This window comes from Bacillus glycinifermentans (assembly GCF_001042475.2).
GTDB lineage: Bacteria > Bacillota > Bacilli > Bacillales > Bacillaceae > Bacillus > Bacillus glycinifermentans.
This window is the reverse complement of sequence record NZ_LECW02000045.1, coordinates 385,832-412,207: the sequence shown is the minus strand read 5'-3', so window position 1 is coordinate 412,207 and position 26,376 is coordinate 385,832. Positions and strand designations below refer to the sequence as shown.

At 49.3% G+C, this 26,376-nt stretch carries 27 protein-coding genes; 5 read left to right on the top strand and 22 right to left on the bottom strand.

What is annotated here, in order from left to right; translation table 11 throughout:
• Positions 1–12: 12 nt before the first annotated feature.
• The 7 genes from AB447_RS21395 to AB447_RS21360 all read right to left on the bottom strand — a co-directional run bounded on the left by AB447_RS21395 (position 13) and on the right by AB447_RS21360 (position 9,219).
• A complete protein-coding gene (locus AB447_RS21395) occupies positions 13–1,620 on the bottom strand; it encodes a CTP synthase (RefSeq protein WP_048355623.1) in 1,608 nt (535 codons plus the stop codon).
• A 255-nt stretch (positions 1,621–1,875) separates the two neighbouring features.
• Positions 1,876–2,391, bottom strand: coding sequence for a DNA-directed RNA polymerase subunit delta (rpoE, locus tag AB447_RS21390; protein ID WP_048406508.1), 516 nt, complete (start codon positions 2,389–2,391; stop codon positions 1,876–1,878).
• A 317-nt stretch (positions 2,392–2,708) separates the two neighbouring features.
• Positions 2,709–3,848, bottom strand: coding sequence for an acyl-CoA dehydrogenase (locus AB447_RS21380; protein ID WP_048355621.1), 1,140 nt, complete (start codon positions 3,846–3,848; stop codon positions 2,709–2,711).
• A gap of 22 nt (positions 3,849–3,870) precedes the next feature.
• A complete protein-coding gene (locus AB447_RS21375) occupies positions 3,871–5,001 on the bottom strand; it encodes an acyl-CoA dehydrogenase family protein (RefSeq protein WP_048355620.1) in 1,131 nt (376 codons plus the stop codon).
• A gap of 16 nt (positions 5,002–5,017) precedes the next feature.
• The gene (locus AB447_RS21370; RefSeq protein WP_048406511.1) at positions 5,018–5,875 is read right to left on the bottom strand and encodes a 3-hydroxybutyryl-CoA dehydrogenase; all 858 of its coding nucleotides are present in this window, start codon (positions 5,873–5,875) and stop codon (positions 5,018–5,020) included.
• A gap of 14 nt (positions 5,876–5,889) precedes the next feature.
• Positions 5,890–7,068 carry an acetyl-CoA C-acetyltransferase gene (locus tag AB447_RS21365; protein WP_048355619.1) on the bottom strand — a complete coding sequence of 393 codons (1,179 nt, stop codon included), beginning with the start codon at positions 7,066–7,068 and terminating at the stop codon, positions 5,890–5,892.
• Between the two features lie 36 nt (positions 7,069–7,104).
• Entirely contained in the window at positions 7,105–9,219 is a 2,115-nt protein-coding gene (locus tag AB447_RS21360; protein ID WP_048355618.1) for a (Fe-S)-binding protein, read from the bottom strand.
• 193 nt (positions 9,220–9,412) lie between these two features.
• Here AB447_RS21360 and AB447_RS21355 point away from each other — a divergent pair, with 193 nt between their 5' ends.
• Complete coding sequence (locus tag AB447_RS21355; RefSeq protein WP_048406513.1) at positions 9,413–9,679, top strand: hypothetical protein; 267 nt, start codon at positions 9,413–9,415, stop codon at positions 9,677–9,679.
• 75 nt (positions 9,680–9,754) lie between these two features.
• Here the strand turns inward: AB447_RS21355 and AB447_RS25965 are convergent, their stop codons facing one another.
• The 6 genes from AB447_RS25965 to speE form a co-directional block, all read right to left on the bottom strand.
• Positions 9,755–9,904: a hypothetical protein gene (locus AB447_RS25965; RefSeq protein WP_156183618.1), complete on the bottom strand. Its 150-nt coding sequence runs from the start codon at positions 9,902–9,904 to the stop codon at positions 9,755–9,757.
• Positions 9,905–9,949: 45 nt separating this feature from the next.
• Positions 9,950–10,153 carry a hypothetical protein gene (locus AB447_RS21350; RefSeq protein ID WP_048355617.1) on the bottom strand — a complete coding sequence of 68 codons (204 nt, stop codon included), beginning with the start codon at positions 10,151–10,153 and terminating at the stop codon, positions 9,950–9,952.
• Positions 10,154–10,188: 35 nt separating this feature from the next.
• Complete coding sequence (gene argS / locus AB447_RS21345) at positions 10,189–11,859, bottom strand: arginine--tRNA ligase (RefSeq protein ID WP_048355616.1); 1,671 nt, start codon at positions 11,857–11,859, stop codon at positions 10,189–10,191.
• Positions 11,856–12,284, bottom strand: coding sequence for a YwiB family protein (locus AB447_RS21340; protein WP_048355615.1), 429 nt, complete (start codon positions 12,282–12,284; stop codon positions 11,856–11,858). The genes argS and AB447_RS21340 overlap by 4 nt, the downstream gene beginning before the upstream one ends.
• Before the next feature lie 174 nt (positions 12,285–12,458).
• Positions 12,459–13,331, bottom strand: coding sequence for an agmatinase (gene speB / locus AB447_RS21335; RefSeq protein ID WP_048355614.1), 873 nt, complete (start codon positions 13,329–13,331; stop codon positions 12,459–12,461).
• A 55-nt stretch (positions 13,332–13,386) separates the two neighbouring features.
• Positions 13,387–14,217 carry a spermidine synthase gene (gene speE, locus AB447_RS21330; protein ID WP_082634684.1) on the bottom strand — a complete coding sequence of 277 codons (831 nt, stop codon included), beginning with the start codon at positions 14,215–14,217 and terminating at the stop codon, positions 13,387–13,389.
• Positions 14,218–14,493: 276 nt separating this feature from the next.
• Between speE and AB447_RS21325 the strand changes: the two genes are divergently transcribed.
• Positions 14,494–16,566 (top strand): transglycosylase domain-containing protein, encoded by a 2,073-nt coding sequence (locus AB447_RS21325; RefSeq protein ID WP_057957745.1) that lies wholly within the window; start codon positions 14,494–14,496, stop codon positions 16,564–16,566.
• 31 nt (positions 16,567–16,597) lie between these two features.
• On the opposite strand, the gene AB447_RS21320 is transcribed toward AB447_RS21325, so the two are convergent.
• Together AB447_RS21320 and AB447_RS21315 are read right to left on the bottom strand one after the other, a co-directional pair.
• A complete protein-coding gene (locus AB447_RS21320; protein WP_048355612.1) occupies positions 16,598–17,113 on the bottom strand; it encodes a YwhD family protein in 516 nt (171 codons plus the stop codon).
• 12 nt (positions 17,114–17,125) lie between these two features.
• On the bottom strand, positions 17,126–17,770 hold the full coding sequence (locus tag AB447_RS21315) for a site-2 protease family protein (protein WP_048355611.1): 645 nt from the start codon (positions 17,768–17,770) through the stop codon (positions 17,126–17,128).
• A gap of 120 nt (positions 17,771–17,890) precedes the next feature.
• On the opposite strand from AB447_RS21315, the gene AB447_RS21310 reads away from it, so the two are divergent.
• The gene (locus tag AB447_RS21310) at positions 17,891–18,076 is read left to right on the top strand and encodes a 2-hydroxymuconate tautomerase (RefSeq protein WP_048352794.1); all 186 of its coding nucleotides are present in this window, start codon (positions 17,891–17,893) and stop codon (positions 18,074–18,076) included.
• 43 nt (positions 18,077–18,119) lie between these two features.
• Here the strand turns inward: AB447_RS21310 and AB447_RS21305 are convergent, their stop codons facing one another.
• From AB447_RS21305 to AB447_RS21290, 4 genes are all read right to left on the bottom strand, one after another.
• Positions 18,120–18,926: a zinc-dependent metalloprotease gene (locus tag AB447_RS21305; protein WP_048352793.1), complete on the bottom strand. Its 807-nt coding sequence runs from the start codon at positions 18,924–18,926 to the stop codon at positions 18,120–18,122.
• 185 nt (positions 18,927–19,111) lie between these two features.
• Positions 19,112–19,612 (bottom strand): YwgA family protein, encoded by a 501-nt coding sequence (locus tag AB447_RS21300; RefSeq protein ID WP_048352792.1) that lies wholly within the window; start codon positions 19,610–19,612, stop codon positions 19,112–19,114.
• 30 nt (positions 19,613–19,642) lie between these two features.
• On the bottom strand, positions 19,643–20,941 hold the full coding sequence (locus AB447_RS21295) for an HD domain-containing protein (protein WP_048352791.1): 1,299 nt from the start codon (positions 20,939–20,941) through the stop codon (positions 19,643–19,645).
• Positions 20,942–21,141: 200 nt separating this feature from the next.
• The gene (locus AB447_RS21290; protein WP_026589133.1) at positions 21,142–21,366 is read right to left on the bottom strand and encodes a YuzB family protein; all 225 of its coding nucleotides are present in this window, start codon (positions 21,364–21,366) and stop codon (positions 21,142–21,144) included.
• Between the two features lie 221 nt (positions 21,367–21,587).
• On the opposite strand from AB447_RS21290, the gene AB447_RS21285 reads away from it, so the two are divergent.
• On the top strand, positions 21,588–22,373 hold the full coding sequence (locus AB447_RS21285) for an RsfA family transcriptional regulator (RefSeq protein ID WP_048352790.1): 786 nt from the start codon (positions 21,588–21,590) through the stop codon (positions 22,371–22,373).
• A 100-nt stretch (positions 22,374–22,473) separates the two neighbouring features.
• Complete coding sequence (locus AB447_RS21280) at positions 22,474–22,794, top strand: YjdJ family protein (protein WP_048406515.1); 321 nt, start codon at positions 22,474–22,476, stop codon at positions 22,792–22,794.
• A 36-nt stretch (positions 22,795–22,830) separates the two neighbouring features.
• On the opposite strand, the gene lipL is transcribed toward AB447_RS21280, so the two are convergent.
• From lipL to AB447_RS21265, 3 genes are all read right to left on the bottom strand, one after another.
• On the bottom strand, positions 22,831–23,673 hold the full coding sequence (gene lipL / locus AB447_RS21275; RefSeq protein WP_048352789.1) for an octanoyl-[GcvH]:protein N-octanoyltransferase: 843 nt from the start codon (positions 23,671–23,673) through the stop codon (positions 22,831–22,833).
• 102 nt (positions 23,674–23,775) lie between these two features.
• The gene (locus AB447_RS21270) at positions 23,776–24,981 is read right to left on the bottom strand and encodes a 4-hydroxybenzoate 3-monooxygenase (RefSeq protein ID WP_048352788.1); all 1,206 of its coding nucleotides are present in this window, start codon (positions 24,979–24,981) and stop codon (positions 23,776–23,778) included.
• Positions 24,982–25,008: 27 nt separating this feature from the next.
• On the bottom strand, positions 25,009–26,370 hold the full coding sequence (locus AB447_RS21265) for an MFS transporter (protein WP_048352787.1): 1,362 nt from the start codon (positions 26,368–26,370) through the stop codon (positions 25,009–25,011).
• Between the last annotated feature and the right edge of the window lie 6 nt (positions 26,371–26,376).

Here is a 26,376-nt window from a genome sequence, read left to right as displayed (position 1 = left end):
TTTTTTATGGTTTTACAGCTTCTCTGAGGCTTTTAATGAAGCGTGCACAAAGTCTCTGAACAATGCTTGAGGTCTTGTCGGTCTTGAAGTGAACTCAGGATGGAACTGTGACGCGACAAACCACGGGTGGTCTTTCAGCTCAATGATTTCGACGAGGCGGCCGTCAGGGCTTGTCCCTGAGAAGACAAATCCAGCTTCCTCCATCTGCTGTCTGAACTCATTGTTGAATTCGTAGCGGTGGCGATGGCGCTCGTAAACGACTTCATTTTGATAGGCTTCATACGCTTTAGAGCCTTCCTGAAGCTTGCACGGATACAATCCGAGGCGAAGCGTTCCGCCGAGGTCTTCAATATCCTTTTGCTCAGGAAGAAGGTCGATGATCGGATACGGTGTTGAAGGATCGATTTCAGCCGAATGCGCGCCTTCAAGCCCGAGAACGTTTCTCGCATACTCGATTGACGCCACCTGCATGCCGAGGCAAATGCCCAGGAACGGGATCTTATGCTCGCGCGCATATTTGACGGCGGCGATTTTTCCTTCGACTCCGCGGTCTCCGAATCCGCCCGGAACGAGAATGCCGTCTACATCGTTCACCAAATCGGCGATATTTTCATCGGTGACCTCTTCAGCGTTGATCCATTTGACCTTAATGTCGGAATCAAACGCATATCCCGCATGACGGAGAGATTCGACCACAGAGATGTAGGCATCCGGAAGCTCGACGTATTTACCGACCAAACCGATCGTCGCCTTTTTAGAAAGATTTTTCACTTTATTAACAAGCATTTTCCATTCTTCCATGTCTGCTTCCTTGCATTCCAGCTTCAAATGGCTGCAGACAAGATCGTCAAGCCCTTGCTTCTGAAGGTCGAGCGGAATGGAATATAGCGTTTCCGCATCCCCCGCTTCAATCACGGCTTTCGGATCGATGTCGCAGAACAGCGCGATTTTGTCTTTCATATCCTGGGAAATCGGCATTTCCGTTCTGACCACGATCACGTTTGGCTGAATGCCAAGACTGCGCAGTTCTTTTACGCTGTGCTGCGTCGGTTTTGTTTTCATTTCTCCGGCCGCTTTCAGGTAAGGCACAAGCGTACAATGGATGTACATCACGTTGTCGCGTCCGATGTCGCTCTTGATCTGCCTGATCGCTTCAAGGAACGGCAATGATTCGATATCCCCGACGGTTCCGCCGATTTCCGTGATGACAACATCGGCGTTTGATTCTTTTCCGGCGCGGAACACGCGGTCCTTAATTTCGTTCGTGATATGCGGGATGACCTGCACGGTGCCGCCCAAATAATCGCCTCTTCGCTCTTTTTTCAGCACCGTTGAATAAATTTTTCCGGTTGTGACGTTGCTGTATTTATTCAAGTTAATGTCGATGAAGCGTTCATAGTGGCCCAGGTCCAAATCGGTTTCCGCACCGTCGTCGGTCACGAATACTTCCCCGTGCTGATACGGACTCATCGTTCCCGGATCTACGTTGATATACGGGTCAAATTTTTGGATCGTTACGTTCAGGCCTCTGTTTTTCAGCAGGCGGCCCAGTGAAGATGCCGTGATTCCTTTTCCAAGCGAAGAAACGACTCCTCCAGTTACGAAAATGTATTTTGTCATATCTGTACCCCTCTCTTCAATCTAACACTTATTCATTAAAATGCTCCGTTTATGAAAAATCATTTAGTTCTTTTCTAAATGATTCAAATGGTTAGGAGGCGGAAAAACAAGAAAGCTCCCTTTCAATTTCTTGAAAGGGAGCTGATAGTCCGTATCACTCGAATCTCTTCTTTTTGAAGAGCCCAAAATACATACTACATAGTTCGCCTCGGAAAGTCAAGATTGATTTAAAAATGAATTCCGTCCGGACAAATGTTAATCTTCTTCTTCTTCGTCCATGAATTCCTCGTCTTCATCATCGAGGATCTCATCTTCAAGGTCATCCAGCTCATCATCGTCGGCTTCATCGAGATCGAATTCATCGTCGGCAAGATCGAGGTCTTCTTCTGCATCGTCAAGAAGGATATCGTCTTCATCAACCTCTTCGAATTCATCAAGATCAAGGTCCTCTTCGACGACTTTTTTCGCTTTTTTCTTTTTGGCCTTTACGGTCGGCTGTGTTTCTTCATCAAGCTGATCGTACGGGTACCAGCTGCGCAGGCCCCACGTTTGGTCAGACAACGCCAAAAAGCGGCCGTCGATATTTAAATCCGTGTAAAACTGGGCAATGCGGTCTTCCAATTCTTCTTTTCCCACTCCAAGCAAAGAAGAAACTTTATCTGTAAGTTCCTGGAATGTAATCGGTTTTTTTTGGTCTGAGAAAACTTCGTATGCGATTTCAACTAAAGACATTTCCTTTAGCTGTTCCTCTGAGTACTGTTTCAAACTCATCACCAGACACTCCCTTTCTATCTTCATGTATGTATCTACTATCTTTGTCATAGAAAATAAGCATGTGATTCATGTCTTTACGACAAACCATACCTCTCATTATAAACAAAAGAAAACACTTTATGCTACCTTTATTCCCGTTAATTCAATAATTTTTACCACACGGCACAGGCAAAAGACAGAAAGGAGGCGTGAGGCTGGGGAAACGCATGAAAAGAAGGCTGTTTTAGGCGGATAAAGCCAAAGAAGCCGGCGGTAAGGTTGGAACCTGTCCGCCGGCGCTTTCCTGCCGCCAGGCGCTAAAGGCGGCATTTTCATCATTTCAGCAGCATTCTCGAGATGACGACTCGCTGAATCTCTTGTGTTCCTTCATAAATCTGCGTGATTTTTGCATCGCGCATATAACGCTCAACGGGGTATTCCTTCGTATAGCCGTATCCGCCGAAGATCTGGACGGCCTCTATCGTCACCTTCATAGCCGCATCGCCTGCGTAAAGCTTTGACATGGCGGACGCTTTTCCGTAAGGCAGGCCTTCTGATTCGAGCCATGCCGCCTGGTATGTTAAGAGCCTCGCAGCTTCGATTTCGGTCGCCATATCCGCCAGTTTGAAGCTCACCCCCTGCTGTTCGGCAATCGGTTTGCCGAATTGCTTTCTTTCTTTTGCGTACGCCTTTGCGGCCTCAAACGCTCCTTGCGCTATGCCGACGGCCTGGGCCGCGATCCCGTTTCTGCCGCCGTCAAGCGTCATCATCGCGATTTTAAAGCCTTCCCCTTCTTCGCCGAGCCTGTTTTTCAAAGGGACACGGCAATCCTCGAGGATGATTTCAGTCGTTGGAGACGAACGGATGCCGAGCTTTTTTTCTTTCTTCCCGACGGAAAAGCCCGGAAACTCCTTCTCAACGATAAAGGCGGTTGTTCCTTTCTGCTTTTTTTCGGGATCAAGAGCCGCAAACAAAATGTATACATCTGCTGCACCACCGTTTGTAATAAAGACCTTCGTTCCGTTTAAAATGTATTCATCACCGCTTTTTTCGGCGGTCGTTTTCATTCCGCCGGCATCAGACCCTGATCCAGGCTCCGTCAATCCGTAAGCCCCGAGTTTTTCCCCGCGTGCCATCGGTTTTAAATATTCCTGTTTTTGCTGCTCGGTTCCGAAGGCATAAATGGGCCAGCACGAAAGCGACGTATGAGCGGACAGGGTGACGCCGGTTGAGGCGCATACCTTTGACAGCTCCTCGACTGCAATCACGTACGCCAAATAATCACTGCCGATTCCTCCGTATTCTTCAGGCCAAGGAATGCCTGTCAATCCCAGATCCGCCATCTTCATGAACAGCTCTTTATCAAAACGTTCTTCTTCGTCACGCTCCTTTGCTGTCGGCTCGACCTCATGCTTTGCAAAATCGCGTACCATTTTCCGAATCATTTGATGCTCTTCAGACAGCTGAAAGTTCATCTCTTGCTCCCCCTCTGACACCTCATAATTGCTTGCTGATGACAATTCTCTGTATTTCGCTCGTTCCCTCATAGATCTGGCACACTTTCGCGTCCCTGAAATACCGCTCAGCATTGAAGTCTTTCGTATAACCGGAGTCCCCGAGCAGCTGAACCGCCTCGGTCGTCACAAACATTGCCGTTTCAGAAGCAAACAGCTTGGCCATTGATGCCGCTTTTCTCGTTTTCATGCCCTGCACCTTCAATGAAGCAGCCTTGTAGACGAGCAGTTTGGCCGCCTCTGTCCTTGTCGCCATGTCCGCCAGCTTGAAGGCGAGTCCCTGCCGGCAGCTGTGGAGCTCTCCGTCCGGGTAGCGCGCTTTTAAAAATCCGGAAGCCTCGGAAAGCGCACCCTCGGCAATTCCTAAAGCCTGGGCGGCAATTCCGATCCTGCCCCCATCAAGGTTTGACAAAGCCATTTTAAAGCCCTGGCACTCCTCTCCGAGAAGCTGCTCGGATGGAATAACGGCGTTTTCAAAATTCAGGGTCACCGTTTGCGAACCGTGCAGACCCATTTTTTCCTCATTCTTTCCGATATGGAAGCCCGGCGTGCCTTTTTCAACGATGAAAGCCGATATGCCTTTCGTCCCGGCTTCAGGGTTTGTTGAGGCAAACACGAGATAGACGTCGGCCTCTCCTCCGTTTGTGATAAAGACCTTCGTACCGTTCAATACATAGTGACCCTTTCGTTTTTCCGCTTTTGTTTTGAGGCTTCCCGCATCGGAGCCGGCGTTCGGTTCGGTTAAACAAAAGGCGCCCAAGTACCGTCCTGACGCCAGCTCTTTGACGCAGCGCTCTTTTTGCCGTTCATTTCCGTACAACAGAATGGGAATCGTCACGATCGACGTGTGAACAGATAAAATCGCACCCAACACCGCGCTCGTCTTTGACAGCTCGTGAATCAACATAATGTACGAAAGGAAATCCTTTCCGGCCCCGCCGTACCTCGCCGGAATCGGCAACCCCATCCAGCCGAGGCCCGCCATTTTCTTTATGATGCCGGTTGGAAATTCCCCTTTTTCCATCTCCGGGACAAAGGGGGCTACCTCCCGTTCTGCAAACTCCCTGACCTGCTTTTGCATATCGAGCTGTTCAGCTGTCAAATGAAGGTTCAATGGTGTCCCCTCCTGTTTATTTGGAGTCGTACGTATAAAACCCTTTGCCCGTTTTCTTTCCGAGCCGCCCTGCGCTGACATACTGTCTCAGAAGCGGGCACGGTCTGTATTTGTCATCGCCGAATCCTTTGTGCAGCGTCTCCATAATATACAGGCATGTATCAAGTCCGATCAGGTCTGCAAGAGCGAGCGGCCCCATCGGATGGTTCATTCCGAGCTTCATGATTGTGTCGATGCTCTCCTTTTCGGCAACCCCTTCATAAAGCGCAAAAACCGCTTCATTAATCATCGGCATTAAAATGCGGTTGGAGATAAACCCGGGAAAATCGTGCACTTCAACGGGGACTTTTTTGAGCTTTTCTGCTGTAGCAACGACGGTATCAAAGGTTTGATCGCTCGTCTCAAGCCCCCTGATAACCTCGACGAGCTGCATGACAGGCACCGGGTTCATAAAATGCATGCCGATCACGTTTTGCGGCTTTTTCGTGACAGAGGCAAGCTCTGTAATCGGTAAGGAAGATGTATTGGATGCCAATACTGCCTTATCTTTCGTCTTTTCATCCAAACGCTTGAAAATGTCCTTTTTAACGTCCATACGTTCGACGGCGGCTTCAATGATGAGAAAGGCTTCTCCCGCATCATTAAGCGAGTCTGACGGAGAGAGGCGCAGGTAGATATCTTTGACGTCATGGTGAGGCATCTTTCCCTTTTCCGCCTGCTTGACGAGCCGGTCGGAAATGCGGTTCATTCCTTTTTGAATCTGGTCTTCTGATACATCGTACATATAAACGCTGTAGCCGGCTTGGGCGCACACCTGCGCGATCCCTGACCCCATTTGGCCCGCACCGATGACCATAATCGTATCATCCCTCATGAAAAATCCCCCTTTTAAACTTGGATCATGACGGCATCTCCCTGTCCGCCGCCGCTGCAAATCGCGGCAATGCCCGTACCGCCGCCGCGCCGTTTTAATTCATACATGAGCGTCAAAAGGATTCGTGCCCCGCTGGCGCCGATCGGATGGCCAAGCGCAATCGCACCGCCGTTGACATTTACCTTTTCCATATCGAGCCCTGCGATTTGCCCGCTGGCCAGAGCGACTGCCGCAAAGGCCTCATTGATTTCAAACAGGCTGATATCCGAAAGCTCCGCCCCCGTTTTTTTCAGCAGCTCATTGATGACAAGCCCGGGTGTTTTCGGAAAGTCTTTTGCTTCAACGGCGATGGAAGCATGCGCCGTCATGACGGCATAAGGCTTCAAATTCATGGACTTTGCCTTTTGATCGCTCATAACGGCGAATGCACACGCCCCGTCATTTACGCCCGGGGCATTGCCCGCCGTTATCGTGCCGTCGCGGTCAAAGACGGGTGCAAGTGCTGCCAGCCGTTCGATCGATGTGTCGCTGCGCGGGGCTTCATCATGTTCCACTGTCAGCTCTCCGCCCCGCTTTTCCCGAATGTTGACGGGGACGATTTCTTCTCCGAGGACGCCTGAGGAGGCGGCCCGAACCGCCCGCATATGGCTCCGCAGCGCCCAGCAGTCCTGCTCTTTTCTCGTAATCTCTAATTCTCTTGCCGCAGCGTTTCCGTAAGAGCCCATATGCGCCCCCGTAAATGAGCAGGTCAACCCGTCAAGGATCATCAAGTCCTTAACAGACCCGTCTCCCATCCTCAGGCCCCATCTCGCTTTTGTCAGCGCATAAGGGGCATTTGACATCGACTCCATCCCGCCGGCGACAATGACGTCGGCATCGCCGGCGCGGATGATCTGATCCGCCATTGTCACGCTTCTTAAGCCTGATGCGCATACTTTATTGACCGTTTCCGTTTTGACGTCCCACGGAAGACCGGCATGCCTTGCCGCCTGCCTTGACGGCAACTGTCCCTGCCCCCCCTGCAGAACGGTCCCCATAATGACTTCATCTACATCATCAGGCCTGACACCTGACCGTTTCAGCGCTTCTTTGATGGCAATGCCTCCGAGTTCTGACGCCGTTTTTTGCTGAAGTGATCCGCCCAGTTTTCCGAAAGGCGTGCGCGCTCCATCGATAATAACCGTTCTGACCATCATTCCCTCTCCCCTGCATCTGTCATTTTTACCCGCTTAGGAAGCATGCTCTTTCTCTTCCGCACCAAAGACGGCGCGTTCAAGCAGTTCGGCCACATCGTATGTGCCGACTTGATCGTCGAGCTCCTTCGCCTTTGTTCCGTCTCCGAGCATTGTAAGGCAATACGGACATCCAGAGCTGATGACCGAAGGTTCGGCAAGGAGCGCCTGTTCAGTTCTGGCAACATTGATCCTTGTTCCCGCCTCTTCCTCCATCCACATGAGGCCGCCTCCGGCCCCGCAGCACATTCCGTTTTCCCGGCTCCGTTCCATTTCGACTAAGCGGATGCCCGGTATGGAGCGGAGAATCTCGCGCGGAGGATCATACACCCCGTTGTAGCGGCCCAAATAGCATGAATCATGGAACGTGACGGTTTCGTTAACCGGAAACTCAGGTTTAAGCTTTCCGTCCTTGATGAGAGCGGAGAGAATTTCCGTATGGTGATAAACGTCTGCTTCAAGGCCAAAATCAGGATATTCGTTTTTAAACACATTGTATGCATGAGGATCGATCGTTACAATTTTTCGGATGCCATTTTTCTCAAATTCTTCGATATTTTTAGCAGCAAGCTCCTGAAATAGAAATTCATTGCCGAGACGTCTCGGCGTGTCGCCGGAGTTTTTTTCTTTATTGCCTAAAATCGCAAATGTGACGCCTGCTTCATTGAGAAGGCGCGCAAAAGCGATCGCGATTTTTTGGCTTCTTCTGTCATACGAGCCCATCGAGCCGACCCAAAACAAATATTCAAATGAAGCGCCTTTTTTCTTCATTTCCTTTACGGTCGGCACTTCGACGTCTTCTCTCGCATCGCGCCAGTTCTCCCGTTCTTTTCTGTTTAGTCCCCAGGGGTTGCCCTGTCTTTCGATGCTCGTCATGGCGCGTTGAGCATCGGCGTCCATTTTCCCTTCGGTCAAAACGAGATACCGGCGGAGATCGATGATCTTATCGACGTGTTCATTCATCACCGGACATTGGTCCTCGCAATTCCTGCAAGTCGTGCAGGCCCAGATTTCCTCTTCGGTAATGATGTCCCCGATTAAGCTTGGATTGTAAATCTCCGAGGCGGCAGCTTCTCTTGATCCTTCTCCGGCTGCTGCCAGTGCAAGCTGATTTCCCTTTGTATGCCGGAACAGCGGTGCCGGAACCCAAGGCGTTTTTGACGTAACGGCCGCCCCTTTTTCCGTCAAGTGATCTCTGAGCCGCAAAATCAGATCCATCGGAGAAAGCATTTTCCCCGTGCCTGTGGCCGGACACATATTCGTGCAACGGCCGCATTCCACACATGCGTAAAGGTCGATGAGCTGCGACTGCCTGAACTCTTCAATGCGGCCGACGCCGAATGTCTCTTTTGATTCGTCTTCAAAATCGATCTTTTCAAGCTTCCCCGGATTCGTCAGCCTGCTGAAAAAGACGTTTGCAGGTCCGGCGATGAGGTGGGCGTGCTTGGACTGCGGAACATAGACCAAAAACGTCAGCAAGATCAACAGGTGCGCCCACCAAGCTGCATAGAAAACGGCTCCTGATGCGGTTTCGCCTATAAATCCGAAAACGAACGCGACGAGAGAGGCCATCGGCTCGTACCATGACGGCGAATGCCCGTGCCAAACCATATTCATCCCGTTCCCGATCAGTACGGTAAACATCAATCCACCGATCAACAGCAGGACGATGCCCGACTTAAAGTTGCGTTTCAGTCTGACGAGCTTTTCGATATAACGCCTGTAAAAAGCCCAGCCGACAGCAATCAGAATCATCAGTGTGACGATTTCCTGGAAAAACGTAAACACCGGATAAGCTTTACCGAGAGGCAGACCCCTGTCAGGCAAAAGCCCTTTTATAATAAAATCGAGCGCGCCAAACTGGACGAGAATAAAACCGTAAAAAAATATCACATGAATGATTCCGCTCTTCTTATCTTTGAGCAGTTTTTTCTGACCGAACACATTCTCCCATATCCTTTGAAACCTCTCTTTGATCCGCTTATCAAAAGCCTCTTTTTGCCCGAGCTTAATATAGCTGATTCTCGTTCTGATCAGATAGACGAACAGATAAACGGCGTAAGCGGTTACACCGAGAAATGCGATGAAATTCAACCACAGCAACGTACTCAACACCAGCTCCCCCTTTCAGTTCCCCTGAATGAAAACCCCTTCTGTCTATCTTTATCTTAAATAATGAATGAGTGTTCAGTCAATGTTTTTTCATAATCGCTGGAAAATCGGAGAATGTCTTTCGTGTTTACCATGACAGCTCTGCGGGTAACACTTTATCAGAAAGAATATATACATACGGAGGAGATGCAAGATGAATCGAGCAGAATCCATTAAAATCGGCGAAAAATCGATGACGCTAAAAAATTTGATCGAGCTGTACCGGCTTTGCCGCTCAGCACAACATCAGCTATATATCTGCACGAAAAAAACGATGTGCAAAATTAAAGATCTGCTCGAATTGGAGATGTTCAGAATGTCCAATCGGGAGAAGGAATGCCTTATCGTGATTGAAGGAAAAGAAGCGGAAACCTTGATACGAAAGGCGAAATCAATCGTTTACCAGACGAACGTTCAATAAGGAAGGGCGAACACCCTTCCTTTTTTTTAAAATGATCATCCGTATCTGTTTTCGACCGTTTTCATATCCTCATCACTAATCAACATTCGCCAAGCCGTGCGCATCATCAGTCCCCAGCATCAAACAGACGCCCGCAAGCTTTGGATGGCTGACAAGCGCTTCAACCAGCCGCTTTCCCAGCGAACGGCCAAATAAAGACGTTGCAAACCCAGCCGAACCTGACAAAGTCCGAAGATCACCCTGGCGAATCCGGCCCGCTTTCCGCCGTTTTCATACAGCCCGCAGCAAAGCTGCGTGTTCCGGATCATTTCCGTGACCAGCTCTTATGATTCCTTTTGCCCTGTACGATTGTTCGCTCAAAAAACGGCAGATTCGGTCCATATCAAGATTGTCTTTTGTTGCGGAAATGAAAAACCCGTTTTCTACATCGATGCGATCTGTCTCCATCATTTCCGCTTTATATTTCGATAACAAAAAAATCCCTCATCCAAAAGGATAAGGGATGAATATTACATTTTTTCAGGCGCGGAAACGCCGATCAGTTTCAGCGCGTTGTTCAGTGTGATTTGCGTAGCTTTCATCAACGATAAGCGCGCACGGCTTTTTCCTTCATCAGCTGCATCAAGAACCTTCTCGGCATTGTAAAAACTGTGCAGAGCGGATGCCAGTTCAAATATATAGTTTGTGATGCGGTGAGGAATCCGTTTTTGAGCCGCGTCAGCGACCGCTTCAGGGAAAGAGCCGATCACTTTTAGCAGATCGTATTCTTTTTCAGAAGCGATCTTTGAGAAATCAAGATTTCCTTCAGGAAGAATCCCTTTTTCTTCGCCCTGGCGCAGCATGCTGCAAATTCTCGCATGTGCGTACTGCGCGTAATACACCGGATTTTCGTTCGACGTGGAGACGGCAAGGTCAAGGTCGAAGTCCATATGGGTGTCAGCGCTGCGCATCGCGAAGAAATAGCGCACGGCGTCAAGGCCGACCTCATCGATCAAGTCGCGCATTGTCACGGCTTTACCCGTTCTTTTGCTCATTTTCATTTTTTCGCCGTTTTTGTATAGGTGTACAAGCTGGATGATCTCGACCTCAAGCGTTTCTTTATCATAGCCGAGCGCTTCGATGGCCGCCTTCATGCGCGGAATATAGCCGTGATGATCCGCGCCCCACACGTTGATCAGCTTTTGAAAACCGCGGTCAAGCTTGTCTTTGTGATAAGCGATGTCAGGCAGAAGATACGTGTAAGATCCGTCTTTTTTGATCAGCACGCGGTCTTTGTCATCGCCGAACGTCGTCGATCTGAACCATGTCGCCCCGTCTTCTTCATAGATATGCCCTTTTTCGCGGAGCGCTTCAAGCGCCTGATCGATTTTGCCGTTTTCGTAAAGCGATGTCTCTGAATACCACACGTCAAACGGCACGCGGAAATTCTCGAGATCTTCGCGAAGTTTGCCCAATTCGTATTTCAGCCCGTATTCGCGGAAAAAGGCGAGGCGTTCGCTTTCCTCCTCATGGATAAAACGGTCGCCGAACTCTTCGGCAAGCTTGCGTCCGACTTCTTTAATATCCTCGCCGTGGTATCCGTCTTCAGGCATCGGCTTATCCTGGCCGAGCGCCTCAAAATAGCGGGCCTCGACAGACAGAGCCAGATTGTTGATTTGGTTGCCGGCATCGTTAATGTAATATTCGCGGCTTACCTCATAACCCGCTTTTTCGAGAACGTTGCACAGGGAATCGCCGACAGCGGCGCCGCGGGCATGTCCCAGATGAAGGTTGCCCGTCGGGTTGGCCGAAACGAATTCCACTTGAACGCGCTCTCCTGCTCCGACATTTGATTCGCCGTACGCTTCTCCTGCTTCAAGAACGGCAGGAATCAGCTTTGTCAAATATTGATTGTCCATATAAAAATTGATAAATCCCGGTCCCGCGATATCAAGCTTATCAATCGACGCTTTTCCTTTATCAAAGCTTGCCACGATGTCCTCCGCAATGCTGCGCGGCGCCTTTTTCGCGATTCTTGCAAGCTGCATTGCCATATTTGTCGAGTAGTCGCCGTGCGCTTTGTCTTTCGGCACTTCCAAAACGACTTCCGGAATATCCGCCGCATCGGCCAGCCCCGCTTTTATGACGGCTTCTTTAATTTCCTGCTTCAGCGCATCCTTCATCTGTTCGACTATGTTCATGAATCATGTCCTCCTCTGTACGAAATCGACATTTTATGTAAGTGCTTTTGATCACCGCTTACAAGCATATCGTAGACAATATGAATATTTCCGTTCTCCGGCTGACGATTGACTGCTATATCCTTTGTGTCAACACCAAGCTCAAGCTGTCCGAACGGCATTTTATAATGTGTGACGGTGCGGCTGCCCTTTATAAACCGCTGCTTCATTTCGATCGCGCCGGACCGCATCACCAACACTTCATTTTCGCTCGCTTTGACGATCGTTTTGACCTTTCCCGCTTCATGCTCTTCATGATAGGTAAGGTATAATTTATCTTTCTTCATATAATAAAATCCGGTTGTCCGGAATTCAATCGTTTCCAAGTCTGATCCTTCCTGGATAACGGATTTCACGTGAATCTTGACGGGTGTCTCCCGATCCATTCCGACACATCCTTTTTTCATTCGGATTTGACTTGACTAGTATAATCATTCAAGAAAAAAAGTTCAACCGCTTCACCCTTATATACATCTTAACAGAACAGCCCGCAAGTTAAACACTTTTTATCAGAAATCACAAAAAAGTAAAAAGCTGTCCTAAAGAGGGGACAGCTTGACTTATTTTACCCAGCCGAGCAGCATTTCGCGAATCAGCTTGCTCGCCGTATTCGCCGTCTGCTCCGAATGGTCGTAGACCGGCGCTACTTCTACAAGGTCGGCCCCGGCGACTTTCACATCTGAACGGGCAATTTCATGAATTGACGTGAGCAGCTCTTTTGACGTGATGCCCCCGGCGTCGACCGTGCCCGTCCCCGGCGCATGCGCAGGGTCGAGGACGTCGATATCGATCGTCACGTAGACCGGGCGGCCGGCGAGCTTCGGAAGGATTTGTTTGAGCGGCTCAAGCACTTCAAACTTGGAAATGTGCATGCCGTTTTCCTTCGCCCACTCAAACTCTTCTTTCATGCCTGACCGGATTCCGAATGAAAAGACGTTTTCCGGGCCGATCAGCTCCGCCGCTTTACGGATCGGCGTTGAATGCGAGAGCGGCTCTCCTTCATAGTCGACGCGGAGATCTGTATGTGCATCCATATGAATGATGGCCAGATCCGGATATTTTTTGTGCATCGCTTTAATGACAGGCCATGAGACAAGATGTTCTCCGCCCATGCCGAGCGGGAATTTTCCCTTTTCCAAAATGCTGTCGACAAACTCTTCAATCATATCAAGGCTGCGCTGCGGGTTCCCGAAAGGCAGGGGGATGTCGCCGGCGTCAAAAAAGCGAATGTCGGTAAGTTCCCTGTCCAAATAAGGGCTGTATTCTTCAAGCCCGATGGATACCTCGCGGATTCGCGCCGGGCCGAAGCGTGAGCCCGGGCGGTAGCTGACCGTCCAGTCCATCGGCATGCCGTAAAGAATCGCCTCCGCATCTTCCCAATTCGGACGGCTTGCGATAAATACCTTTCCCGAATATGCTTCATCAAATCTCATGTTCGTTCAACCTCCTGAAAAAAAGCGCAGAATCTCATCCTGCGCAAGTTCGTTTTTATTTGATTAAATCGCTGACGAATTTCGGAAGCACGAATGCCGCTTTATGGATTTCTTTTGTGTAGTATTTCGTATCGATGTCAAAGAAGCGGCTATCCTCCACTTCAAGCGGATCGTATTTTTTCGAACCGATCGTAAACGTCCACAGTCCGCTCGGATATGTCGGAATGTTCGCCAAATACAGCCTTGTAATCGGGAAAATCTCTTTCACGTCGCGCTGAACGTTCGTGATCAGCTCAGGCGTAAACCAAGGGTTGTCCGTTTGAGCGACAAAGATGCCGTCCTCTTTCAACGCTTTTGCAATTCCGGCGTAAAAGCCTTTCGTGAACAGGTTGACAGCGGGACCTACAGGCTCTGTGGAGTCGACCATGATGACATCGTACTCGTTTTCGGATTCGGCGATGTGCATGAAGCCGTCGCCGACTTTCACTTCGACGCGCGGATCATCGAGCTTGCCCGCAATCGTCGGAAGGAATTTCTTTGAGTACTCGATGACTTTCCCGTCGATATCGACGAGCGTCGCCTTTTTGACACCCGGATGCTTCAAAATTTCGCGGATGACGCCGCCGTCCCCGCCGCCGACGACAAGCACCTGCTCCGGATTCGGGTGCGTAAACAGCGGAACATGAGCTACCATTTCATGATAGACGAACTCATCTTTTTCAGACGTCATGACCATGCCATCCAAAAACAGCATGTTTCCGAATTCTTCCGTTTCCGCCATTTCAAGATTTTGGAATTCTGTTTGTTCTGTATGTAAAGTCTTGTTGATTTTCATCGTGATGCCGAAATTTTTCGTTTGCTTTTCTGTATACCAAAGTCCGCTCAAAGCGTCATCTTCCTTTCATTATAAGCTGTATTTCCATCTATTTTTCTCGTCTCAAACAACGATTATTCTGCTGTCAGCATCGGCTTACGCCTAAAGAAAAAGTATAGAGGAATTGAAGGGAATTGTAAAGACGGCTCAGGCATCAAAAAAAGCCTTTCCATTAGATTCCGGCTTCCCGTGCCCGCCATCCGTTTTTTCTGTTCCTATTGTTTAAACCGTCCGCTTTTTTCTCATAATGATAAGAACATTTTATTAATCTGAGAGGGGATTTTCAGCATGGACATGATGACGAACAAGCGGGTCCGTTTGACCATCAAAACGATACGGGCTTTTTTGTTCATGGGAATATTGATGCTGCTCTTATTGTCCATCCTCATCATGACGGTTGTTCTGGCCGCCAAGTGGCAGGGCGCTCCTTCCGTTCAGGTGCCGAGATCGACCGTGCTTTATGACGGAAACGGAAAACAGATGGGCGAAACCCATTATGGGCAAAAACGGTACTGGGTGTCGCTTGACAACATCAATCCCGCCGTCATCGATGCAACGCTTGCCGTTGAAGACCGGAATTTTTTCCGGCATCACGGATTTGATTATGTGCGGATGGCCGGAGCCGTCATCGCCGATCTAAAGGCGATGTCCAAGGTTCAGGGAGCAAGCACCATTACCCAGCAATATGCGAGAAACCTCTACCTCGGCCATGATAAAACGTGGAAAAGAAAATGGAATGAAGCCTTTTATACGATACGCCTTGAGCAAAATTATTCAAAGAAAGACATTTTAGAAGGCTATTTAAATACGATTTACTACGGGCACGGAGCATACGGAATCGAAGCCGCTTCACGGCTGTACTTCGGCAAAAGCGCCAAAAACATCAACACGGCTGAAGCTGCGATGCTGGCCGGCATTCCGAAAGGACCGTCGATGTATTCGCCTTTCGTTAACGAAAAAAAAGCGAAAGAGCGGCAGGAAATGATTTTGACAATGATGGAAAAGGAAAACAAGCTGACAAAAAAACAGGCGGCAACACTGAAGAAAATGCCGCTCACATACAAAAAACGGGAGAAACAAACCGAAGCAAAGGCGGCTCCGTACTTTTATGACGAGGCTGTCAAAGAAATCGCCCGCCTACTAAAGCTGAAGCCGGAACAAGCGGAAACGGGCGGTTACAACGTGTATACGACGCTTGATCCGCGCCTGCAGAAAATCGCCGAAAAAGCGGTCAAACAGACGATCAACCCGAAAAGCGGCATACAAGCCGGATTTGCCGCAATCGACCCGTATGACGGCAGCGTCCTCGCCCTCGTCGGGGGACGGGATTACGAAAAAAGCCCGTTCAACCGCGTGACACAGGCGAGGCGGCAGCCCGGGTCAACGATGAAGCCTTTGCTTTATTATTCAGCGATTCAAAACGGTTTCACGCCGGCAACGAGGATGAGAAGCGCGGAAACGACGTTTGAGCTCGGAAATGGAGCCTTGTATTCCCCGAGCAATTACCATGGCTATTACGCTGACGGTCCGATCACCCTGCTTCAGGCGCTCGCCTTGTCGGATAATATTTACGCCGTGAAAACGCACCTTTTCCTCGGAATGGACAAACTGATCGATGCCGCCAAACGGTTCGGGATTACAAGCCCGCTCCAGAAAGTGCCTTCACTGGCTCTCGGCACGTCGCCCGTAAAACCGATCGAAATGGTGAATGCGTACGCCATGCTGGCGAACGGCGGGAAGCAAATCGAGCCGTCATTTATTGCGAAAATCACCGATTCGAACGGGACGGTGCTTTATGAAAAACCGAACCTCCATAAGCAGCTACTCGATCCAAAAGCGGCTTTTATTACGGCAAACATGATGACCGGTATGTTTGACACATCGCTGGACGGCTACACATCGGTGACCGGCCGGACGATCGCCGGCAAATTAACGCGGACATATGCCGGAAAATCGGGAACGACGGGCACGGACAGCTGGATGGTCGGTTTTTATCCCGGCCTCGCCTCAGGCGTATGGACCGGCTATGACAAGGGACGGACGATCGATATGGTCGAGGAAAAAAATTACGCCAAACAAATTTGGGCTGAGTTCATGGAACGAGCGCTTGCAGGCGAACCTGAGGCTGCATTAAAACCGCCTGACGGCGTGAAAAGCGTGTATATCGATCCATCCACTGGATATGCCGCGGCTCCGGGCTGTCCGGCCAAGCATCCCGCCTACTTTATCGAAGGAACCGAGCCTGACCAGGTGTGCTTCGGAAAAGAAACGTATCAGGACAAAAAAGCCGAACCGGAGAATCCCGCAAAACCGCACAAACGAAAAAAATGGTGGGAATGGTGGTTCAGGAGAGATGAATAAAACCCCGGGCCTTCTAAAGCCCGGGGTTTTGCTATTCCTGAAGCAGTCCTTTTTTCAGCTCATCTGACGAACGGTCCCAAATGCCCTGATCGTGATTTTTTAAAAACTCGGCAAGCACGTGCTTTGAATCCTCATCCATATGGTCGACGATAATCTTCCGCTTCATCGATTTATCCATTAAATTGACATGCTCAGGAAGCTTTTTGTAGCCGCGGCGAATGCTTCTGTCCACCGTCATTTCACAAGCCGTCACACCTGCGTAATAAGGGCCTTCCTCCTTCCGGTCGATGGTCACCCAGACAAGCCAATAAGGCTTCCCGTTCGGCACTTCCTCTTTATTCGGAAGAAATTTGATCCCCTTTTCGACGGCGCTTCTCGCATGCATGGCGCCGATATCAATGAACGCTTCCTTTTCCGTCACGTCGACGATCACGGGCGACACGTTATCAAGGCTCAATGAGCCTGCGCCGAACCCGCCGTGTCCATCCGTCGGATCGCTTTTAATGATATTGAAGCCGATAGTTTTTTTCTTTTTTCCTTGTTCCATCAATAATACCTCCTACATCAGCGGCCGGAAAACGCTGTTAAATATCGATATGATCAATTCCCGGCCATCGTTGAGAAATGGCCAGAATACGTATTGTCCAAGCGGCGTAATGACGATGATCAGAAAAACGATCGAGCCGTAAGCCTCGTATTTCGTCAGCTTCGCCCGCACATCAGGCGCGACGACGTCCTGTATGACGCGGAAGCCGTCAAGCGGCGGAAACGGCATTAAATTAAAGAGAAATAAAAGCAAATTTAAATTGACCCAAATCGTAAGAAACTGAAGCAATCCGGAATAAAAAGCGGAAGGCAGCACAGAAGGCAGCTTTGCAGATAACAGTACCAAAAGAAATCCGAGCAAGGCAAGGACCAGGTTGCTGACCGGCCCGGCAATCGAAACGAGAAATCCGGCAAGCCTCGGCTTTTTAAAATAAAAACGGTTGACGGGTACGGGCTTCGCCCAGCCAAACCCCATCAAAAATATCAAAATCGTCCCAAACGGATCAAGGTGTTTGAGAGGGTTGAGCGTCAGCCTTCCCTGCCGCTTGGCCGTTTCGTCGCCAAATTTGTACGCTACATATGCATGGGCGACTTCATGCACGGTAAATGCGGCGGCAAGCGTCAATACGACGTACGGAATCATTTCGAACGGATACATCAAAAAACGGTCTAAAATAGTTTTTCCCTCTTTCTCGTATACAAAGATTTACTATCTTCAGTATACTATAAGAGCATCTTATGCTAAAGTGAGCGAATTTTTTTAGGGGGAGGACAAAACATGCCGTACGTAACTGTTCAAATGCTCGAAGGCCGCACTGACGAGCAAAAAAGAAATCTTGTCGAAAAAGTGACAGAAGCCGTCTCTGAAACAACGGGGGCGCCTAAAGAAAGGATCGCTGTCATCATTGAAGAGCTGAAAAAAGAAAATTACGGAGTCGCCGGGAAACGGATGAGCGATCAATAATCAAAAAGGGCGCCTGCCGCTTGATTGCAGGACGCCCTTTTGATTATTGATACCAGGCTTTATTTCTTGAGATCTGGCTGTTATGAGCCGAATCCCAGACATCGACCGTGTACGCGTAATCGTAGTTCATAATGCAGCGAATCCCGCTGCCTTGCGCATCATGATTTAACCCGAAGTTATGTGAAAATTCGTGTGTGGCCGCTTTTGCCGTATTGGCCGTTCCCTGGTCGAGGTTGACGCTGAAGGCGCTGCCGTTCGGCTTGCTGTTGTATACATACGCGATGCCGCCCGCGTCAAAGTTGCTGTTGGCGGTAAATCCGACAACGAATTTATAATTTCTTCCGCTGAAGCTCCTTTGAAGGTTTGAGAGAATTTGAGAGCTGTTGCTGCCTGACGACGTCCAAGGCGCCACTGCCTCCACAACAAAATCAATGCTGTGATCGCGGTTGAACATCACATCAGCCTGTTCGACAATTTGAACGATCCTCGTTTGCCAGTCGCTGTATTTCGCACGATACTGGGCATCAGCCACAGCCAGAACGCTTACCTTCTGAGCGCCTGTTGATGCCTGTGTCGAAAATTCCCCATCGCTTGTATTCTTTTTGAACGTTTTCGTTCCAGTGACATTTCCTTTTTCGTCAAGAATTTTCGTAACTGTCGTTCTTTCAATTTGAACTTTCCCGTTAAAATCTTTAAAACTCTCAGCTTTCGGCAATGATTCGACATAGGTTCCTTTTGCCTCGCGGGCGTGGTCATGGTCATGGCCGTCCGTTTTCGCGACCCCCGCCGTCAGTCCTGGAATCAAACCGGCAGACAGCAGCAAAGAAAAGAATACAGAACGTTTTTTCACTTTCAACCCCTCCTTATTTTTGAACGAATTAAAAATTCTTCAACTTGTCTGAAAATTCCTTTAATTCAGATAAAAGAGAGGACATATAGCATGCGTTCTTTTTGCTGCTTTCTTTCTAAATTCCTACAAACCCCAATCATTCGACAAAAACATATAACAAAAAAACCTGTCGTCCGACAGGTCTTTTAACACAGATCTTTTAGCTTTTCTATGTAAGCGACGGCTTCATCGAATTCTTCGTCCGTATACCGCTGTTTGCTCTTAATCGTAAACACTTTTTCTCTGATCTCATCCTGATCAAGGCCTTCAAAGTAAAGGATCGTGGCAACCAGCTCCAAAAATCGCGAAGACTGGCAGTTCACATCGTCAATATACGGCTTGATATCCTTCATTTCCAGCTCGCACTGGCTTAAAAATTGCCTTCCCGCTTCAGTGGGAGAATACCGGTATTGATAATACCCGCCTTTTTTCTCTTTGACTTCATGGAGAAATCCGAGATTGCACAGCTCTTCAACCTGAAGCGTCAGCTCCTCCGAGTACGGTCCGTAAAAGTGGAAATCGTACTTTTCATAAAAGGGCAGCTCCAGCTTCTTTGCGATATAAATGATCTTTTGCAGCTTTTTTCTCCCGATGATCTCCCCTGAATCCGAGAACACCTTCATCAGCTTTGCATGTTCTTTTAACAAATCCCCGACATCTCCTTCATCCTTTTCTTTCTATGTCAGTCCAAGCAACTCTTTGATTCGATCCGCGTGCCGGCCGGCTCCCAGTCCTTCGATGAGATCCAGCGGAAAATAAAGCTTATGGTCCGTCCTCCGTTTGCCGGAAATCGCATCGACAATGTCAGACTGGCGCGACAGTTCCTTAATCTGACCGCTATTTGTCAGCAATTGGATCGGCAGGCGCTCTTCTTCCTCTCCCGGCCTGTAGAAATCGTAAGGAAGGTCTGATGAGGAATCCACCACAAGATAATAATCGGGATCGATACCTGATTCTTTAAACAGCGAAGTCAGCTCAAAATAAGTCGCCATTTCTTCATTCGGATTGAATTCGGCGTACTGGAACAGCCTGCGGTTGATGAAACGGCGGCATAAATCAGACAGGATCTCATCCTCTTCTTTTTCCCACGCCTGAAAGTAATAAAGAATAATCGCTTCATCAAGGCTCAAATAATCATCCAATGTGACGTTTCCTTCGAAAATGGAGTAAAAATGGACAGGGGCATGCGTAAATATGTAGCCTTCCTGATGAAGCTGCTTTGCCCTGTGTAGGATTTTCGTCAAAATGACCTCAGCGCTTCTTGTCACCGGATGGAAATAGACTTGCCAATACATCTGATAGCGGCTCATGATATAATCTTCGACAGCATGCATTCCGCTCTGTTTAATGACAATCTGGTCTTCGCGCGGTCGCATGACGCGAAGAATCCGCTCCATGTCAAAGTGCCCGTAGCTGACGCCGGTGTAGTATGCGTCGCGCTGCAGATAGTCCATGCGGTCAGCGTCAATCTGACTTGAGATCAGGCTGACCACCTGTTTGTTTTTGTAGGTTTTCGCGATGACTTCGGCGACGTCCTTTGCAAATGCCGGGCTCACCTTCCCAAGCACTTCGTTAACCTCTGTATCGCCTAATATGATCGCTCTCGTAAAATCTTCGTGATCGAGGCGGAATACTTTTTCAAATGAATGGGAAAACGGGCCGTGCCCCAAGTCGTGCAAAAGCGCGGCGCACAGGCACAGGTCGCGTTCGCTGTCATCCCATTCGTCCCGGCCTTTAAACACGTCATCAACCATTCTTCTGACGATTTCGTATACGCCGAGGGAGTGGTTAAAGCGGCTGTGTTCAGCGCCGTGAAACGTTAAATAGGTCGTCCCAAGCTGCTTGATTCTGCGCAGCCTTTGGAACTCGCGTGTTCCGATCAAATCCCAGATGAGCTTGTCCCGTACGTGGACATAACGGTGTACAGGATCTTTAAACACCTTTTCTTCTGATAATTTTCCGTATGGATACGCCATTTCTGTCCCTCTTTTTTTAAACGTGAGGCAAACTGCCAAAACCGTTCTTATTCAATCTTTCGGAACTTCGTTTTTGATATCTTATTCTATTATATCGGGTCTGTTTTTTGAAAACATCCTTGAATTTGCCCAAAAACTTGTTCCAGTATGCAGGAAAAGCCGGTAAACAAGCAAAAACGCCTGACCCGTCGGGGAGGCGATTATTTTTTGACTTTCTTTTTCACTTTTTCGATCAGCTCGTCTTCAGTAGGAGCTGAAAGCGGTCGATTGTTGACAAATGCAAACGATTTTTTCCGTCCCGGCCCGCAATAAGACTGACAGCCGATCTCCACTTTCGCATCCGGATCGATTTCCTTCAGCCGGGGCAAAAGCGTCTTTAAATTCGTAGCCTGGCAATCGTCACACACTCGAAATTCATTCGCCATTTCATACGCTTCCTTTCGTTAAAGTTCATCTGTCTTTATGGAAGGCATTCGATTTTTGCCGAGCTGTAATAAAAATGACACCATCCTCCATTGTACAAGGATTCTCCCATTCCTGCAAGGAGCGGCCGCTAAAAAAATCACTTCCTATTCTTTTAGCAAACTTGTATAAATATTTTCCAAATTGGACAATCTAATACCAATACTGACATGGGAGTTGAGAAGTGATGAAACAAAGACAAGACGCATGGTCTGAGGAAAACGATTTATTGCTTGCCGAAACCGTTTTACGGCATGTAAGGGAAGGCAGCACACAACTGAACGCCTTTGAAGAAGTCGGGGACAGACTGAACCGGACATCTGCTGCCTGCGGCTTCAGATGGAACGCCGTGGTCCGTCATCAATACGAAAAAGCCCTGCAGCTGGCGAAAAAGCAGCGCAAGCAGAGAATGCGGGCCCTTGGAAACGGCCAGCCTGCGAAGAAGCGGCTCTTATACAAACCGCCTGTTGAAGCAGACGCAATAGACTCCGCCGAAGCAGCGGTTCAGCCGAATGCCGGGGAGACGGGAACAAGCCAGGAGCAGGCTCCGATCTCAAGCGAAAACCTGCCTTACGTTGATGAAAGCTTTAAAGAAGAGTTAGCTAGTCTATCGCATCTTCTATCGCCGAATCAGCCGAATGCCGGACAGGCAGCTCCTTCAAATCTGACGATGGATGATGTCATCCGCTTTTTGCAATCGTATACGGGTAGTCAAGAGCAGACAGATGCGTTAAAAATGGAAAACGACCGCTTAAAACGCGAAAATGAGGAACTCGCAAAAAAAGTCGAAAAGCTTGAAGCAGAAGTCAAAAAGCTCGAAAAAGATCAGACGACCATCCAGGAAGACTACGAAACGCTCGTGAAAATCATGAATCGTGCAAGAAAGCTAGTTTTATTTGAAGATGATGAGCATGCTGCACCCGCCTTTAAAATGGACCGAAACGGAAATTTAGAGAAGATGGCGGAATAACTGCTCCCCCCCCTTTCAACCGAAAGGGGGCATTTTTTCTTGATTTCGCATGACATACATTTCATAATGGTGGTAGCAATCGATAAGGCGGGTTTTTCCAATGAGATTTGTTTTATATTTTGTCCAGTTCGGCACGGTTTTCATGCTGTTTTTATTTTCTAGCATGGCAAGCTGGTATCAGGGCAGCGCGCTGCTCTCCGATCCTTGGGAATGGAAGTATTCAGCCAAATTCACAAAGCTGTTCTATGGAGCCGATTCGATCAAGAATGCCGGCGATATCTCACAGCTTGATTTTTTCGTTTATGCGGCAAAACACACGCCCGCAACAGTCGTATTAATGGCCGTCAGCCTCATTTATATCGCGGTCCTCTCCTCATGGCTGTTCATTAAACGCCGAAACCATCGTGCACGCGCTGCCTAAAAAACGCCCCGGACTGTCCCCGGAGCGTTTTTTTTTCTAGCCAAATACCTTTTTATTACGTTCGATCATGCGCAGCAGATTTTTCTCATACTCGCTTTCTTCTTCGCCTGAAAGCGGCGCCTGAAAGATGTCTCCGCTGAGCTCCTTCAGCTGCGTCAAAAGAGCGAGCATCAAGTCCTGAACAGAAATGCCCTTCTTAAGCAGCTCAGAGAGCGAAGCCATCGTTTCCGGGCGGATATCAGGGTAAACGGCTTTCGTTTTGCCCCGCTCGTCTTGTAAAGCGATGTCGTAAAAGCGTCTGATGACTTCCGCGCGCGCGCTGCCGCTCCCGTCGGCGCACAAGTAAATCTGCACGGCCACTCCGCCCCTTAAGCGCCTTTGCGAAATTCCGGCGAATTTCTTTCCGCCGATGCTTAAATCATAGCTGCCAGGGCAGTACGATCCGGCGATTTCGTATGCTTCCACCTTGGCATTGTAGGGCGAGAGCACTCTTTTGATGAGCTCATACATCGCCTCATAGCCACGGTCAATGTCGATGCCGTTTTTCTTGTCCTGAAAAATGAGCGATACGTTCAAAACCCCGCTGTCCAACACGACTGCAAGTCCGCCGGAATTGCGGACGATGACCTTGTAGCCCGCTTCCTCAAGAAAAGCGATGCCCTCTTTTAAATAAGGTAGCCTCGTATCCTGAATGCCGAGGACGATCGTGTCGTGGTGCACCCAGGAGCGTGCTGTCGCCGGGGACAGGCCTTTTCCGACTGCGGCGCACAGCGTGTCGTCGATCGCGAACGATTGTTTTGCGTCAAAATACGGGCCGAGACTGGATTGATCGATAATTCTCCATTTCGGCTGGATCAGTAAGTCAATCTGCTTTGCCATTTATCATGTAAACCCTTCCGTTATGCATTTTTAGCTAAAACCCATTATACCATTTGCGGAACGGCGATGTGCAGATTAAACCTGATTTTATTGATTCTTAGATTATATGACGCTTAACGGCTGTTCCTCAAATTCCAGCGGCAGTCCGACATAGTTTTCCGACAGGCTTTGCGCGGCCGCTTTTGATGTCGTGACATGATCGAGTTCGGCCAATTGGATTTGGTAATCAAACGGCGTGTAATCGCGGTGCCGGTGAAGAAGCGATGTCATATACCATGAGAACCGCTCCGCTTTCCAGACGCGGCGGAGGCATATTTCGGAATAGCGCTCAAGCCGGCCGGTTTCACCTGAAGCATAATAGTCAAAAAGCGCCCCTGCAAGGATCTGAACGTCTGCCATAGCCAAGTTCAGCCCTTTCGCTCCTGTCGGCGGAACAATATGCGCTGAATCTCCGGCCAAAAACAGCCGGCCGTATTGCATCGGATCGCAAATAAAGCTTCTCATCGGCACGATGTTTTTTTGGATGACCGGCCCTTCGATCAGCGTCCATTCATCTTCGGTCGAGAGTCTTAGCCGAAGCTTCTCCCATATCCGCTCATCCGGCCAGTCGTCAATTGAATCCTCCGGGTTTACTTGAAGGTAGAGACGCTGGATCTCCGGCGTCCTTGTGCTGTGCAGGGCAAATCCGTCTTCGTGATGTGCATAGACAAGCTCAGGAGCCGACGGCGGCGCCTCCGCCAAAATGCCGAGCCAACTGTAAGGATAAATTTTTTGGTATTCTTTGCGGATCTCCGCGGGAATAGACTGCCGGCTCGGGCTGTGAAAGCCGTCACAGCCTGCAATGTAATCGCAGATGATCTCTTCCTTTTCTCCTGATTCATTCAAATAGGAGATGTTGGGCTTAGCCGTATCAAGACCGGACAGGCATACGTCAGAAACGTTGAAAAACATTTTCCCGCCGGCGTTTATGCGGGCGGCGATCAAATCCTTGATCACTTCATGCTGCGGATAGATCGTCACGTACTTTCCGCCCGTCAGATGGTGCATGTCAATCCTGCGGCGTTTGCCGTTGTAGCGAATTTCGATTCCTTCATGGAATATCCCCTTTTTCATCATCCGCTCCCCGACGCCTGTTTCATTGAGCAGATCGACTGTCATCTGTTCGAGAACACCGGCTCTGATCGTCCGCTCAATCTCCATGCGGGAACGGGATTCGATGATCACCGATTCAATCCCTTTGCGCTGGAGCAGATGGGCCAGCATCAATCCTGCCGGTCCAGCTCCGATAATTCCTATTTGTGTCCGCAACGTGTTTTCCTCCCGTTTTTTAAATTTTCACTTCGCTTCCAATTTGACGCCGCCTCCCGGCTTAGCCGCAACATCAAAGCTTGCGTGATTCTCCTGGATCAGCATGATGCCGATCGCCCCGACGAGGCTCGGGATGGCAAACGTCATAAACGCCTGCTTCGGATCAATGCCTGCCGAAAGGATGAATGCAACAAGGGAGGGCGCAATGATCGCGCCGATTCTGCCGATTCCTAAGGCCCAGCCGATCCCGGTCGCCCTGATTTCCTTCGGATAATATTCGGATATATAAGGGTTCGCAATGTTTTGCGTCCCTACCGTACATGCTCCGCCTAAACCGATCAGCACATACAAAAGCACGGGGTTGACCGTTAACCCGAAAGCCGCAAAACAGAAGGCTCCCAGCACGTACATAGCGGCAAGCACTTTTTTATGACCGGCCTTGTCGGCCAAATAGCCGCCGATCAGGGCGCCTGCTGCCTGTCCGATGCAGAGGACAAGATTGAAAGACAGGCTTGATGAAAGACCGTAGCCTGACTCCTGCATCATTTTCGGAAGCCATGTATTCAGTCCGTAGACCATGAGCAGGCAGCTGAAAACGGAAAGCCAAAAGGCGAATGTACTCGACGCCCGCTTTTGTTCGAACAGTTTTTTGACAGGAAAGCCTTTTGTTTTTTCCGCGATCCTGGAAAATTGGTAATCGTCGCTTTCGCTGTATCGGCCGCAAGGATCGACCTTGTTGAGAATCTCCGCTATTTTTCGCGTTTGTTTTTTCAAAATATAAAATGACAGGGATTCGGGAAACCATTTGAAAAAGAAAGGCAGCACAAACAGCGGAATGATGCCGATCAGGTACAGAACCCTCCAGCCGGCAGCCGGTACGGCAAACATGCCGACCAGGGACGCAAATACTCCGCCCGCAGAATAGCCGCAGTACATCGTAGCGACGATGACAGCCCTGTGCTTTTTCGGCGAATACTCGGTCATGAGGGAAATGGCGTTCGGCATAAGGCCCCCCATTCCGAGAGCCGCGATAAAGCGCATGATCGTAAACAGCGCCGGAGAATCGATCAGTCCGGCTGCCGCAGTAAACAGACTGAACAAAAACATGCAGAGGCCGAGTACCATTTTCCGGCCGAATTTGTCGGCGATCGGTGAAAATAGGAGCGCGCCCAGCATCATCCCGACCAATGTGTAGCTCCCGATCGCCCCGGCCTGAACGGACGTAAGGCCCCATTCCTCCATCAGCCACGGTAGGCTGACGCCGTACATCGCGATGTCGTATCCGTCAAAGGCGATTGCAAAAAAACACCAGAGAAAAACGGTCAGATGGACTTTGCTAAATTTGCCGGCGGCCATCACTTCTGCGGGATGAACAAAACGTTTTCGCATTTTCCC

Bases quoted from the DNA above. Each gene is read 5' to 3' on its own strand.
- AB447_RS21290 (WP_026589133.1), bottom strand. From the start codon at position 21,366: ATGGCGAATGAATTTCGAGTGTGTGACGATTGCCAGGCTACGAATTTA.
- AB447_RS21315 (WP_048355611.1), bottom strand. From the start codon at position 17,770: ATGTATCCGTTCGAAATGATTCCGTACGTCGTATTGACGCTTGCCGCC.
- lipL (WP_048352789.1), bottom strand. From the start codon at position 23,673: ATGGCAAAGCAGATTGACTTACTGATCCAGCCGAAATGGAGAATTATC.
- AB447_RS21325 (WP_057957745.1), top strand. From the start codon at position 14,494: ATGGACATGATGACGAACAAGCGGGTCCGTTTGACCATCAAAACGATA.
- AB447_RS21340 (WP_048355615.1), bottom strand. From the start codon at position 12,284: ATGGATCGGGAGACACCCGTCAAGATTCACGTGAAATCCGTTATCCAG.
- AB447_RS21395 (WP_048355623.1), bottom strand. From the start codon at position 1,620: ATGACAAAATACATTTTCGTAACTGGAGGAGTCGTTTCTTCGCTTGGA.
- AB447_RS21280 (WP_048406515.1), top strand. From the start codon at position 22,474: ATGAGATTTGTTTTATATTTTGTCCAGTTCGGCACGGTTTTCATGCTG.
- rpoE (WP_048406508.1), bottom strand. From the start codon at position 2,391: ATGAGTTTGAAACAGTACTCAGAGGAACAGCTAAAGGAAATGTCTTTA.
- AB447_RS21355 (WP_048406513.1), top strand. From the start codon at position 9,413: ATGAATCGAGCAGAATCCATTAAAATCGGCGAAAAATCGATGACGCTA.
- AB447_RS21295 (WP_048352791.1), bottom strand. From the start codon at position 20,941: ATGGCGTATCCATACGGAAAATTATCAGAAGAAAAGGTGTTTAAAGAT.
- AB447_RS21370 (WP_048406511.1), bottom strand. From the start codon at position 5,875: ATGAGGGATGATACGATTATGGTCATCGGTGCGGGCCAAATGGGGTCA.
- AB447_RS21310 (WP_048352794.1), top strand. From the start codon at position 17,891: ATGCCGTACGTAACTGTTCAAATGCTCGAAGGCCGCACTGACGAGCAA.
- AB447_RS21265 (WP_048352787.1), bottom strand. From the start codon at position 26,370: ATGCGAAAACGTTTTGTTCATCCCGCAGAAGTGATGGCCGCCGGCAAA.
- AB447_RS21320 (WP_048355612.1), bottom strand. From the start codon at position 17,113: ATGGAACAAGGAAAAAAGAAAAAAACTATCGGCTTCAATATCATTAAA.
- speB (WP_048355614.1), bottom strand. From the start codon at position 13,331: ATGAGATTTGATGAAGCATATTCGGGAAAGGTATTTATCGCAAGCCGT.
- AB447_RS21365 (WP_048355619.1), bottom strand. From the start codon at position 7,068: ATGGTCAGAACGGTTATTATCGATGGAGCGCGCACGCCTTTCGGAAAA.
- AB447_RS21380 (WP_048355621.1), bottom strand. From the start codon at position 3,848: ATGAACTTTCAGCTGTCTGAAGAGCATCAAATGATTCGGAAAATGGTA.
- argS (WP_048355616.1), bottom strand. From the start codon at position 11,859: ATGAACATAGTCGAACAGATGAAGGATGCGCTGAAGCAGGAAATTAAA.